We start from the raw sequence: 12,502 nt of genomic DNA, 5'->3' as shown, positions 1-12,502 counted from the left end.
CCCTGGCTTGCCGGGGTTTTTTATTGCCTGAAGAATAGCTCTTTCACGCGTTGCTCTGCAGCCAATCATGCAGTTGGCGATAGGATGCGGCCATCTCTTCCAGCGTCGTACGATTTAACCCGCTCGGATTAGGCAGCACCCACAAACGCGTTTCACCCAGCGTTTGCGGCTGCTCGCCCCACTCAACTTTGCGCTGACGAAATGCTTTCTCAAAAGCATCCTTGCCCAACACCGCCAACGCACGCGGCTGATAATGCAGAATTTTTTGCTGCAGGCGTGAACCACCGTCGCGTAATTCATCGCCGTCCAACTCGTTAGCCTGCACCGTTGGACGCTCCACCAGCATGGTGATGCCACAGCCAGTTTCCAGCAGCCGCTGCTCCTGCTCGGGCTTAAGTAACTCGCGCGTAAAGCCGGCCTGGTAAATCACCTTCCAAAAGCGATTACCGGGATGCGCAAAGTGAAATCCGGTGTGCGCCGACGATTTGCCCGGATTGATGCCACAAAACAGTACCTGTAAATCAGGCGCAATAATGTCGCGGATATCGTGCTCGCTCATGCCATCTCCAGTCCGGCGCGTTGTTTTACCGACCGACGACTGCTCGCCAGCATCGTACGTGCTTCCTCGTCGTCCGGACAAGCACGTGCCATTGCCACCGCGCCAACCATTTCAGCCAACATGGTGGTCGCGGCGTCATCCGCATGCGGATGGTTAAGTTCATGTAGCGTCAACGCCAGGCGCTGCCGCATGGCTTCTCGCCGCTGGGAAAATAGTGTGCGCGCCTCAACCGGTAAATGTGCCATTTCACTCACCAGCGCAGGCAGCGGACAGCCTTCACCCGGCGTGTTGCAATGATGCTCGGATAAATAGCTATCGATTAACTGACTCAGTCGTTCAGCGGGATCGTTAATTGAGGTGATATCCGCAAAGCGGCGCGCCGAATCGGCAAACATCTCAGCGATCACCGCTTGCACTAAATCTTCGCGCGAGGCGAAGTGGGCATAAAAGCCGCCGTGCGTTAAGCCCACGCGCTTCATCAGCGCCGCGACACCGATGCTTTCAGTGCCGTTCTCGCGCATTACCACAGAGGCTTCATCCAGAATGCGCTGTCGCGTACGCGCTTTATGGCTCAGCTTTTCCATCTTCATTGACTCCCATATCGTTGATAGCAATCAGTGTAATTATTACAACCATCATATTCTAGCTTGACGACAAATATTATGATCGTCATATTAAACCGCGTAAATATGATAACCATCATTTAAAGGAATACACCATGTCACAACACTTGGCTTTGATCACCGGCGCATCAAGCGGAATTGGCGCGACCTATGCAAAACAGCTGGCAGCACGCGGCACAAACTTGATTCTGGTGGCGCGCGATGCAGCCAGGCTCAATCTGTTGGCGCAATCTTTGCGTGAATCACATGGCGTTGAAGTCAGCGTGTTAGCGGCCGATCTCACCAACCATAATGATTTGCAAAGAGTCGATCACGAAATCCAGCAAAATAAAGCGATTACTCTGCTGGTAAACAATGCGGGCATGACGGTTGAAGGTGAATTCATCGACGGTGACATCGCGAAAATTCAAACAATGCTGACGTTAAATATCGTGGCGCTGACACAGCTGGCCCACACTGCTGCGCAGGCGTTTCGTGCACGTCGCAATGGTACGATAGTAAATATTGCTTCAGTGCTAGCGCTAGTGAGCGAATCGGCGAATGGCGCGTACAACGCCAGCAAAGCGTATGTGCTTTCCCTGACCCGTAATTTGCATCGTGAATTAGCCGAAAGCGGTGTGCGTACGCAGGCGGTGTTGCCAGGCTTAACGCGTACCGAGATTTTCGAGCGCGCAGGAAAATCCATTAACGAACTTCCCGCTGAGATGCTGATGGAAGTGGATGATTTAGTCTCGGCTGCGCTACGTGGACTTGATGCCGGCGAACTGATAACAATACCATCCGTTGAAGATGTGCAGCTTTGGCAGAGTTACGAAGAAGCACGCATCGCCATATTGCCGTTCATCTCGCTTAACAAGCCTGCATCACGCTATTTGTAGCATAAGCAAACTTTCGAATGAGCCTGGTCTCAAAAACCAATGATGATTGGGCGCTTAATAAGCGATAGAGCGTGGGACGATAGAATTTTCTTTTGAGATCAATGAGTCAGCTATTGCTGTAATTTTCACCATCCAAATGGCGAACTCTGGATCACCCTAACAAGATACTCTATAATCCCCGCTCCGCTGGCCCCTTAGCTCAGTGGTTAGAGCAGGCGACTCATAATCGCTTGGTCGCTGGTTCAAACCCAGCAGGGGCCACCAAATTTAGTGATGAAAATCATGCAGTTAAGCCACCTTCCTTGAGGTGGCTTTTTCGTATTTGGCTTTCATTGCCCCCTTTTTGTCCACCGAGATCCAAAAGCTAGACAGCAGCATCTATCATTTGTGAACATAAGACGCTGGAACTAACTCAATGCGTAAGGAATACCTAATGATTTATGATTGTTTTTTATACTACGACGAAGATATGCTACTTGATATAAGATTAAATAGTTTGGACGATGCCGTAGATTATTTTGTCATTGTAGAATCTACTCATACATTCACTGGGAAACCTAAGAAATTAAATTTCGATATAGATAAATATGAAAGATTTAAAGATAAGATTATCTATGTTGTCTTTGATGAGTTACCAATTCTAGAAAATGGTAAAGCAGGGAACTATGATGCCTGGGCAAACGAGGCTGCAACAAGAAACGCTATAATGCGAGGATTAAAAAAGGCTAAGGATGAAGATTTGATATTAATTTCCGATGTTGATGAAATTTTTAACTCAGAAATTATAAAAAAAATAAATCCCAAGAAATTATGTACGATATTGTATATGCCTTTTTATAATTATCAATTTAATCTTCAAGTATTCAATGCTGACGGATCAGAGCGTCAATGCCGATTACCACGGGCTACTAATATGCATAATCTCAAACATTATTTTGACGGTAAGCCAGAGTTGTTCCGAAACATAAAGAAATCAGAATTATACAGTCATTTTATTTCAAGAAACTGGTTTAAGTTACGCAGCAAGGTCATAAAAAATGCAGGCTGGCATTTCTCATGGATTATGACTCCAGAACGGATATCAGAAAAAATGTCTTCAATTTCTCATACCGAATATGATTTACCTCATTTAAATAATAAAGAGCACATTATTGATGCGCTGAAAAATGGTAAAGATTTATGGAATAGGGAAAGAAAACTTGTCAGGCAAGAGTTAACTAATGATAAATTCCCATCTTACCTTGTTGCGAACAGAGAAAAATTTAAACAATTCGTCTTGTGATAATTTAGGTTGACAATAAACGGTTAATTCTTAGCGTCATTTAAACTTTTGGAAAGCACAACCACCTATAATCGTGCTAATTTTTAATGACGCCTGACACTGTTTTTACCCCTCTGTTTTTCAGTCCATTCGAATCAGTCAATTTTACCGCAGCCCCCTAACCAATCATGGCCAAATGGACATTGCTTACGCTCAAGCAGCAGATCCATTCAAGATCCAATAATCTGCAAATAACAATCTTGTCTTTTTCTCATTGAGCTGTGCAATTACCAAGATCCAATATTGATCCTTCAAACTGAAAAGCACTCAAAATCTTTTCAAGATTTTAATTTGCCTAATTACATCAGAAAGCCAGCAGCTACGTGCACTGGCGCATCGGTTTGCATAAAAATAAAACTGAAAAATTTTTATGATGTAAAACCCACAGGCGGGTGCGATGTAGCGCCGTTTTCGTCATTGTGGGGCTGTTGCTGCACCTGTGCCCTACTGTGCGGATGATCCATGTGAGGGTGATTAGTCGAGTGGCTGTTCTGATGCGTGCGGCTACGTGCGTTCTGTGTGGTGTGATAGCAGGCATAAAAAAACGCTGTGTTAGCAGGTCTGGTGAAGTGGATAATTTACCGATAACTTGAGAATATTTCGCGGCGAGTGCAGTGACATGTATGGCACTTTTCCCGATGGCGACTCTGTTGGTTGGCTGCCCGGTAGACGGGTGCGTATGACTTGCCATTCACTGCATAAGCGCAACACTGTCAAGCATCAACTGCGCCACGTTGATTTGCTCTGAACCAATCCAAACCACTGGCGCGATAGTCTCCTGACGTGTAGCCGCGACGCTTTGCCTGATTTCGTAAAAGATTAGGCTCAACATAAGCCTTGGCTGGGAGATAAAGCGGATAAGCGAGAAGATCACCCGCTCCAGCCGAGTGAAGACGGTTACGCCGCGCACTGTTAATTTAGAGCTGGCATATTTTAGGGCAATGTTTAACGAGCTACGCCGGTTAGATTAATGAACCGCTCCGAACTCGCTTGAAAACGTGCGCGAGTTTAAAATCAGTGAATCGGAGATGGCGTTTCTCACCATTGAGGAAATTAAAACACTCCTCGCTGAATGTGGGAACAGCCGTTCTAAAGATTTAACTACTATTATGAAGATCTGCCTGGCAACTGGCGCACGTTGGAGTGAAGCCGAAGGCTTAAAGGGCAACCAAATCCGCGCCGGTCAGTTCATCTATGTGAAAACTAAAGGCAAGAAAAACCGCGAGGTGCCGATAACTAAAAAATTACAAGCTGATCTGCCAGCCTGCAGGAAAGCACAGGTGCTCTTTAAACCTTGTTACTTAGCCTTTAGGAAGGCCATGCAACGTGCCGGTATCGAAACACCTGCTGGGCAGTTTTTGCACGTTTTGCGCCACACGTTCGCGTCTCATTTCATGACGAACGGCGGCAATATTCTCGTACTTCAGCGGATACTGCGGCATACAGATATTAAGGTAACAATGAGATATGCGCATTTTGCGCCAGATCACTTGTCAGAAGCTATTTTACTTAACCCTCTCAGCAAAATGGAATCGTGATGGAGAAGGAAATTCCGTGTGATGATTTAGAACTCGAAGAACTCCTATGCGTTAGGGTTTTCAGTAATACATTTCATGTAATTGGCTTGGATAGGTATTACAAAGCGATAACAGAATGGGCTGAAAGAAAAGACTTAATAGGCGAAGAGTCTGATACTCTCCTTATTCTGGCATCTCTGAATTTAGAGCCGATACCTGATCGTAATGAAGTAGAGCAATATCTAAAAATTTACCAGCGAGAGATGAACATACAAAATCCACATCCTCATTACAGCGCATTAGTATGGCTACGGATGCAAATAGGATATTTGATTGCTTCTAAATCCGGTGAAGATGTTGAGGGCAAGCTTGCATTATTTACTCATTATTTCTTAGATTTTCCGCCAAGAGCTTTCGCCAGATCAGCGAATATTCTATCCAATTTTTATTGGGAACTGTTTGACGAAGCAATACCTATCTTTTATTCAAAAGCTTCTGAAATGAGTGAAAACGAACTCATTTTGCATGTTAAAGAGCGTCTAACCCCCCTCTACAGGAAGTTAGACAACTCTGACTGGATGGGAATTCTAGCTAGAGAAATTTTTGTGTAGAAATGGCAGCAGAGTGGCAGCAGAGCTCAACGCTATGTGCCACTTTTCATCACTATTCGGCCTAAAGAAAACATTAAATTCAGTAAATTACTGATTCCACTCGCTATAAATTTTAACTTGTTACCGCTTGGTCGCTGGTTCAAATCCAGCAGCGCCACTAATTTTAGTAATGTAAATCATACTGTTAACCCACCTTTTTCAAGGTGGCTTTTTTGTTTGTCATTCATAGTGGCGATCAAATGGCGATACGTTTTCTAAAGCACATCTAAATATCAATCACGCTCCAACTCATTCACCTGCCAACGCACCGAACTTACGCCCTTCTCCAGACTGATGCGGCTCACCAAGCTTTCCAGCTGATCGGTTAACGTGGGATTGCCAATCACCTCAGCATTCACCTCCATGCGATGCGGCGGATCCAAATCTTCACTGTGCAGTGATTGCAGACGCAATCCGCTGCCGCCCAGCGTGTGCAGCATTAGGCTACGAACCTGAACCTCATCCTGCGCGAGGCAGATGATTTGTACTTTGTAGTGTTGCATCGCTTCGGCTGCTGAGACGATGGTTTGGCGGTTGATACCCAAAGCCAGTTCACGCAGCAGTATATTCGCGCACAGGATCACCATGCAGCCGAGGGCCGCCTCCAGCAGCAATCCCATGCTGCACAGCACGCCAATGGCGGCGGTGCACCACAAGGTGGCGGCGGTATTCAATCCGCGGATGTTCAAGCCATCGCGCATGATCACTCCGCCGCCGAGGAAACCGATACCGGAAACCACATAAGCCGCAACGCGTGACGCATCCGTAGCGATGCCGGGCACGCTTTGTGTCATCAGAACGAAGAGACAAGCGCCGGTGCTCACCAACGCATTGGTGCGTAATCCAGTCATGCGTTGACGTAGTTGGCGCTCACTGCCGATCAGCGCACCCAAAACCAGCGCGACGGTGACGCGCAGTAAAAAGATTTTCCAATCCATGATAGACCTCAATCCGCAGCTTTCTGTTTGCGGAACAAAAGATTAATAAATGGATTACAGACAGTGCGAATACCGCTGGGAACCAGCCGCATTGTGCTTATGAAAAGGGGTGATTCTGGAAGGAAATTCACCGTCTTAACGCGCAGTTAAGACAGCGTGAAGGCTATCTTACCGCGAGGTCCTGCTGTAATCGTTTGGGACTTGTGTCCAATTCTGTTCTCCTCTCGGGTAAAAATCCGCCGCGATTCTAAAGTGACTTACGCAGCGTTGCCAACTCAAATAGCCTGTTCGTTTACGTTGGGTTAAAACAAAAAACCCGCCGAAGCGGGTGTATGGAATTGTTATCGCCCCGTCGTTAGCCAACGACTTAGCGTGCCCGAGTTAGCATATCCGCTGATAATGGCGGCATAGCTATCGAAACGGTTGCTGACTTCACTAACCTGGTTGTTGTACAGATCGCTTTCTGCGCTCAATACATCCAGCAATGAACGGCGGCCTAAGTGATACCACTGATCAAAGAAGTCCTTACGAATCCGATCGGATTCCACAATCAGGTTTTTGTAAAGCACGGCGCGTTCCGCTGTTGAGTGGGCATTCTGGTTGGCAGCACGCACACGATTTTCCAGATCGCGGCGTTGCTCCTGCACCTGCTGACGACTCGCTTCGGCACGTTTAATCGCCGCAATTTCCTGGGCGTTGGTTGAACCGCCGCGGAATAAGCCCCAGCTAACGTTCAGGCCGGTTTGCCATGCCTGTTGGCGTCCGAGCTGATCTTCACGGGTGTTTTTGCTTACCGTCCAGTTGAGCTTTGGCAGGCCAGAAGCTTTGATTGCCTCCGCCTCTTTAAAGGCTGCTCGCTCCTCAGCGCTGGCGCGCAAGATCAGAGGATGGACATCCAAACTCGTCAGTTGGCGGTTTAAATCACCAAAGGAAAGCGCCCACTTATCGCTGGCTGGTAACGTCACGCGGTTGTTGCCCATCAGGCGATTCAGAGTGATTTCAACATCCCGCGCGCGAGACTCGGCATTTTCCAGGTAGCTTTGCGCTTGCAGTAAGCGCCCTTTTGCCTGCGTCAGTTCACTGCGACGTCCAGTATCTGACTGAACAATACCGCTGAGCATTTTGGTCAGCTCTGCCATACGCGCCAAATACTGCTTACTGATGGCGATGACGTGCTGCTGTTTATTCCACTCAATCAAGGCGTTACTTACCTGCATCGCCAAATCTTCTCGCTGTGCCTGCACCGACTGTAAGGCTGACTTAACGCGCTCTTCGCGACTTTCAATGGTGCGACTGGTTTGGCCAAAGTCGATTAGATTAGTCGCTACTGAAACACCTAAAGACGGCATATTCCCCTGGTATTCATAATTTTTAGTTCCACCACCAAACTCTTTGGTTGCCGAAGCGGCGCTTACATCAACTTGTGGCCAGCGCTGGCCTTTCGCTTCATCTACGCTGGCTTCAGCCGCATCACCCTGAGCGATATAGGACTTCAGCGCCGGGCTGATTCGCCAGGTGATACGCGCAGCTGAGAGAAACTTTTGCCGTATTTCACTCTCGGCAACTGTTTCATTAACTCCGCCGCTTAACGTAACGGGTGAAGTCGTTTCTGCCGCTGTAGTCGCTGCTGGAGGGCTAACATAACTAAAATCTGCCTTAGCGCTTTCAGCTGGAGCATAGGTTTTCGTTGCTGCAGCCTGCTGCTGACCCACATTTCGCGACGATTGCATCGGGTTAAACGGCTGTGGTTCAGGGCGACGCTGATCCTCCGTCAGGAAACCTCCGCCCTGAATTTCAGCATGCTGGCTGGTTTTCGCGCTGATCTGTGCAGGACGTTCGGCGGCTTCGCGCTGGTGCGGCGCTTCTGCTATTGGGGCCGGTACGATTGGCGCAACTGGCGGCTGAACCCGCGGAGTAATCGCGACCTCCGGTATCTGTCTTTCAACAAACAGCGGCGCTGGCGCAGTGAACGTTGGTTGCGCAACCTTTGCCGCAGGTGTCGTTGGAGCAGATGCAGGCGCCGTAGAACCTTGCAAACGTTGCGTTCGCACCGGCGCTGCCGCAGGAGCGACAGGACGCTGGCCGCTCATTTCCGCAAACATCATCAACTCACTGGTGGAATCCGCCATCACGTTAACCGCGGGCGCCATCACAACGGCAATACAAACGGCAAGCAGAGAGAGATGACGCGCCTGTGCATGGCGCATCTTGTTATTATTTTTCATGATTATTAACGCTCGCGGAATGCTTCTTTAGCTTTCAGGACCGGCTTCAGCAGGTAATCGAGAATGGTTTTCTCACCCGTGCGCACCTCGACGGTAGCGATCATGCCGGGAATGATCGGCAGATCTTTGTTACCTGCGTGCAGCGTGCTTTTATCCGTCAGGATCAGTACGCGATAGTAGGTATCATCCGGGCGTCCACTGGCGGCTTTCTGATCGTCTTTTAAGGTATCCGGACTGATATACTCCACGTGCCCATCAAGCCCGCCGTAAATGGCAAAGTCATAGGCGGTGATTTTCACCTTGGCTGGTAAGCCTGGACGCAGGAAGGCGACATCCGACGGACGGATTTTTCCCTCCACCAGCAACTGCTCTTCCAGCGGAACGATTTCGAGAATATGCTCACCCGGCTGAATAACCCCGCCAATGGTGTTAACGCGTACGTTTTTCACCGTGCCGCGCACCGGTGCGACGATCGTGGTACGATCAACAATATCGGCACGACCAATCAGGTTTTCGCTAACCTGGCTCAGTTCTAATTCCAGACGTCCCAGCTCGGTGTGGGCATCTGATTGATAGCGGTTACGACGTTCGACGATTTGCGCCTGAATGTCATTGGCCTGACGCTGCATACGCAGCAGTTCGACTTCTGACAAGAGACCTTTGGCCGCTAACGGCTCAGCCAGATGAATCTCGCGCATCGAAAGTGCGTAACTGCGTTGCAATGAGTTGATGCTGTCACTTAGCGCACGTTTGCGCGATTCATAAGCTTTAGTTTCCTGCGCCACAACGGCGGGATCGCTCTGTACCTGCTCATCAAACGCCAGTGGCAATGAATAAGCTTCAGCACGTAAACGTGCAATGCTGCCCTTCAGACCCACCACTTTACTCAGTACTTCGCGATAGCTGGATTGCGCACGCGTTGGGTCAATTTTCAGTAGCACATCACCGCGATCTACAACCGTACCTTCACGCACATTCATCTCTGCCAGAATGCCGCCTTCCAGGCTTTGAATAACCTGTTCACGGCTGCGTGAGATGACCTTGCCATCACCTTTAGTGATCTCTTCCACTCGTGCGTAATTGGCCCAGGTAAGGCCACCAACTAACACCGCGATGATGATCCACATCACTAGCTTGGAACCCGGCGTGGTTTGCGACAGCAGAGAAGCCTGCACGTCATTCATAAATTCGGCATCAGCAGCGGACATACCTTTCTCGCTCTTACGCCATGACATTAACTTGCTCATACTGCGGCCTCCTCTGCTGCTGCTTGCGTCGGCGCTGAATCGTTAGCGGGAGCTGGCGCACGTACCGCCGGTTCAACCGCCTGACGCGGCTGTTTGCGGGCTTTATTTTTTCCTTCTAAAGCGGCAAGCACCTGATCTTTCGGGCCATCCGCCACCACTTTGCCTTCTTCCACCACGATGATGCGATCGACCAATGCCAGGATGGATGGACGATGCGTCACCACAATCAGCGTGTGTCCTTCACTGGCGCGACGTAAATGCGCGAGGAATTGGTTTTCCGTCATGCTATCCATGGCGCTGGTTGGCTCATCCATCAGCAGCACTTTAGGCCGGGTGAGCAGCGTTCGCGCCAGAGAAACCAGCTGACGCTGACCGCCAGACAAGCCTTCGCCGCCCTCGCCAACCGTTAAATTGATACCACTTGGATGGCGTGCCGCAACGTGGTCCAAACCGGTCAGATTTAGCACGCGCAGCAGCTCATTGGCGGTGGCGTCCGGGCGCCCAATCATTACGTTTTCGCGCAGCGTGCCGTAGAACAGACGCGCATCCTGACCGACAAAGCCAACAGCCTTGCGCCAGTCCGCCGGATCAATCTGGTTAACATCCAGACCATCGGCCGAAAGCTGACCTTTCACCGGTTGGTAAAGGCGCGCCATCACACGTAATAAGGTGGATTTGCCGCTACCGATGCGGCCAAGAATCGCGACGCGTTCCCCGGCTTTAATGCTCAACGAGATATCTTTAAGGATCTCCGGGTTGGGCTTCATTGGCGGTGCCGGATAGGAGAAGTTGACGTTGGTCAGCGTGATCTCACCACTCAACGGCGGATCGGTGAGATAGGTTTTGCTGCTGTCACGATCAATAGGCATCTCCATCAGCTTGTTGAGTGACGTTAGCGCCGCTTTTGCCTGCTGATAACGTACAGCCAGGCCAATAACCTGACCGAGCGGGCCAGTCGCGCGGCTGGCAAGCATCACGGTGGCGATCATCGCACCCATGGTGAACGTGCCTTCATTGATCAGATAAACACCGGCCACCACCAACATCACCGTCTGAAACTGCTGCAGGAACGTCACCACGCCGGTTGCCAGCGTTGAGTAGCGTTTTGATTTCATCGAGTTAGCGGATTGCAGTGCACTGAAATTTTCCCAGCGACGCTGCATGTGTGCTTCACCGCCCACTGCTTTCAGCGTTTCCATACCTTCAACTGATTCAATCAGCACGCCTTGTTTGAGTGAGGCGTCACGCAAGTTCTCTTTCATAATGCGCGCCAGCGGCCACTGGATCGCGGCACTGACGATGATGATCAATGGGATCATCATCAGTGGAATGATCGCCAGCGGACCGCTGATAAAGAAGATCACACCCACAAACATCAGAATGAAAGGAAGATCGGAAATCGCCGCCAGCGTGGCAGATGCCACGAAGTCACGTACCGATTCATACTCACGAATCTGGTTGGCGAAGGTACCGGAGGAAGCGGGTTTGTGTTCCATCTGGATAGAAAGTGCCTGACGGAACAGCATACTGCCGAGCACTAAATCGGCCTTTTTACCCGCCATATCCAGCAGATGCGCGCGTACGAAGCGGGTAACGGCTTCGAAGATCATCGCAATGGTCACGCCAATCGCCAGTGACCACAGTGTCACGAATGCCTGGTTCGGCACCACACGGTCATAGACGTTCATGGTGAAGAAGATGCTGGAAAGACCGAGAACGTTGATCAATACCGCCGCAATCGCGGCACTGCGGTAATAGCGACGATAGCGCCACAGTGTGGTGAACAGCCAATGGCCTTTTACTTCCGGCAGCATTTCACTGGCACGCTCATCGACCACAGCAGTGGGTTTCGCCATGACGGCGAAGCCCGCGTAGATCTCATTCAGCTCGGCCAGATTCATCTCAACGGCTGAAGCGCTGACTTCTGGCATCACCAGCTGGAAGCGCAATTCGCGTTGATTTTCCTCATTAGTGTGAATGCGGCGCGACAGCACAATGCAACCGCCGCCCCCTTTGCGCAGCAGAATCATCGGCATCAACTGCTCCGGCAGATCCTGCAGACGACGCTCAACCATGCCGCCGGTAATGCCGGCGTTTTCGAGCGCTGTCATGGCCTGTGATGGTGAGAGCAATGTCGCTTTTGGCAAACCTGCCACCAGCGCTTCTTCACTTTTCTCGCGTTTGTAGTGTTTGCAGATCCAAGCCACGCTTTTTAACAGCGTGTCATCTACCGTGGTTTCAATACGAGCAACAGAACGCGCATCCTGCTCCACAGCATCCTGCTTCTGGTCGACCATTTCCCGACTCCTGTAAACCTGACAAAAAAACGGTGAGCACATTGCCCACCGTTGCACCTGTTTGAATTGGGAAAATTCTGACAGAAGGCAGGTTTTGAGCAGTCCAAGACTTGTCTCAAACGGTTAGGAATAATTGTTTAAAGTCGTGATTGCAGGCACGGAGGCGGGCTTTTTGCACTGCCTGGCGCAGAAAAATGCAAGGCTGTTGATGCTCGTCCTGGGCGTGTTATCTTACTGGCTCGCTTTA

Annotated in this window: 9 protein-coding genes, 1 tRNA gene and 1 pseudogene; 5 read left to right on the top strand and 6 right to left on the bottom strand. The window is 49.9% G+C overall.

Translation table 11 applies throughout. From position 1 onward, the window contains the following. Positions 1–43: 43 nt before the first annotated feature. Both mug and ACFQW4_RS16915 read right to left on the bottom strand, forming a co-directional pair. The gene (gene mug, locus ACFQW4_RS16920; protein ID WP_377726310.1) at positions 44–559 is read right to left on the bottom strand and encodes a G/U mismatch-specific DNA glycosylase; all 516 of its coding nucleotides are present in this window, start codon (positions 557–559) and stop codon (positions 44–46) included. After that, a complete protein-coding gene (locus ACFQW4_RS16915; protein WP_110867321.1) occupies positions 556–1,143 on the bottom strand; it encodes a TetR/AcrR family transcriptional regulator in 588 nt (195 codons plus the stop codon). The genes mug and ACFQW4_RS16915 overlap by 4 nt, the downstream gene beginning before the upstream one ends. 134 nt (positions 1,144–1,277) lie before the next feature. Here ACFQW4_RS16915 and ACFQW4_RS16910 point away from each other — a divergent pair, with 134 nt between their 5' ends. The 5 genes and pseudogenes from ACFQW4_RS16910 to ACFQW4_RS16890 all read left to right on the top strand — a co-directional run bounded on the left by ACFQW4_RS16910 (position 1,278) and on the right by ACFQW4_RS16890 (position 5,509). Continuing rightward, positions 1,278–2,060 (top strand): SDR family NAD(P)-dependent oxidoreductase, encoded by a 783-nt coding sequence (locus tag ACFQW4_RS16910; protein ID WP_377726308.1) that lies wholly within the window; start codon positions 1,278–1,280, stop codon positions 2,058–2,060. Between the two features lie 188 nt (positions 2,061–2,248). Further along, positions 2,249–2,324: transfer RNA gene (locus ACFQW4_RS16905), tRNA-Ile, on the top strand. 151 nt (positions 2,325–2,475) lie between these two features. Then, a complete protein-coding gene (locus tag ACFQW4_RS16900) occupies positions 2,476–3,342 on the top strand; it encodes a benzoate transporter (protein ID WP_377726306.1) in 867 nt (288 codons plus the stop codon). A gap of 890 nt (positions 3,343–4,232) precedes the next feature. Continuing rightward, a pseudogene (locus ACFQW4_RS16895) lies at positions 4,233–4,919 on the top strand (tyrosine-type recombinase/integrase); the annotation flags it as partial. Continuing rightward, a complete protein-coding gene (locus tag ACFQW4_RS16890; protein WP_377726304.1) occupies positions 4,919–5,509 on the top strand; it encodes a hypothetical protein in 591 nt (196 codons plus the stop codon). The pseudogene ACFQW4_RS16895 and the gene ACFQW4_RS16890, both read left to right, overlap by 1 nt. A 272-nt stretch (positions 5,510–5,781) precedes the next feature. Here the strand turns inward: ACFQW4_RS16890 and ACFQW4_RS16885 are convergent, their stop codons facing one another. The 4 genes from ACFQW4_RS16885 to ACFQW4_RS16870 form a co-directional block, all read right to left on the bottom strand. Continuing rightward, positions 5,782–6,486, bottom strand: coding sequence for an MgtC/SapB family protein (locus ACFQW4_RS16885; protein WP_110867369.1), 705 nt, complete (start codon positions 6,484–6,486; stop codon positions 5,782–5,784). Between the two features lie 341 nt (positions 6,487–6,827). Continuing rightward, positions 6,828–8,711: a TolC family protein gene (locus ACFQW4_RS16880; protein WP_222234903.1), complete on the bottom strand. Its 1,884-nt coding sequence runs from the start codon at positions 8,709–8,711 to the stop codon at positions 6,828–6,830. A 5-nt stretch (positions 8,712–8,716) separates the two neighbouring features. Continuing rightward, positions 8,717–9,958, bottom strand: coding sequence for an HlyD family type I secretion periplasmic adaptor subunit (locus ACFQW4_RS16875; RefSeq protein WP_137386563.1), 1,242 nt, complete (start codon positions 9,956–9,958; stop codon positions 8,717–8,719). Further along, positions 9,955–12,255: a type I secretion system permease/ATPase gene (locus ACFQW4_RS16870; RefSeq protein ID WP_222234904.1), complete on the bottom strand. Its 2,301-nt coding sequence runs from the start codon at positions 12,253–12,255 to the stop codon at positions 9,955–9,957. Before ACFQW4_RS16870 ends, ACFQW4_RS16875 begins: the two co-directional genes overlap by 4 nt. Positions 12,256–12,502: the final 247 nt, after the last annotated feature.

This window comes from Pantoea sp. GCM10028869, from assembly GCF_042666835.1.
GTDB lineage: Bacteria > Pseudomonadota > Gammaproteobacteria > Enterobacterales > Enterobacteriaceae > Pantoea > Pantoea leporis.
This window is presented reverse-complemented; position numbering and strand designations above follow the sequence as displayed.

Bases quoted from the DNA above. Each gene is read 5' to 3' on its own strand.
- mug (WP_377726310.1), bottom strand. From the start codon at position 559: ATGAGCGAGCACGATATCCGCGACATTATTGCGCCTGATTTACAGGTA.
- ACFQW4_RS16915 (WP_110867321.1), bottom strand. From the start codon at position 1,143: ATGGAAAAGCTGAGCCATAAAGCGCGTACGCGACAGCGCATTCTGGAT.
- ACFQW4_RS16910 (WP_377726308.1), top strand. From the start codon at position 1,278: ATGTCACAACACTTGGCTTTGATCACCGGCGCATCAAGCGGAATTGGC.
- ACFQW4_RS16900 (WP_377726306.1), top strand. From the start codon at position 2,476: ATGCGTAAGGAATACCTAATGATTTATGATTGTTTTTTATACTACGAC.
- ACFQW4_RS16890 (WP_377726304.1), top strand. From the start codon at position 4,919: ATGGAGAAGGAAATTCCGTGTGATGATTTAGAACTCGAAGAACTCCTA.
- ACFQW4_RS16885 (WP_110867369.1), bottom strand. From the start codon at position 6,486: ATGGATTGGAAAATCTTTTTACTGCGCGTCACCGTCGCGCTGGTTTTG.
- ACFQW4_RS16880 (WP_222234903.1), bottom strand. From the start codon at position 8,711: ATGAAAAATAATAACAAGATGCGCCATGCACAGGCGCGTCATCTCTCT.
- ACFQW4_RS16875 (WP_137386563.1), bottom strand. From the start codon at position 9,958: ATGAGCAAGTTAATGTCATGGCGTAAGAGCGAGAAAGGTATGTCCGCT.
- ACFQW4_RS16870 (WP_222234904.1), bottom strand. From the start codon at position 12,255: ATGGTCGACCAGAAGCAGGATGCTGTGGAGCAGGATGCGCGTTCTGTT.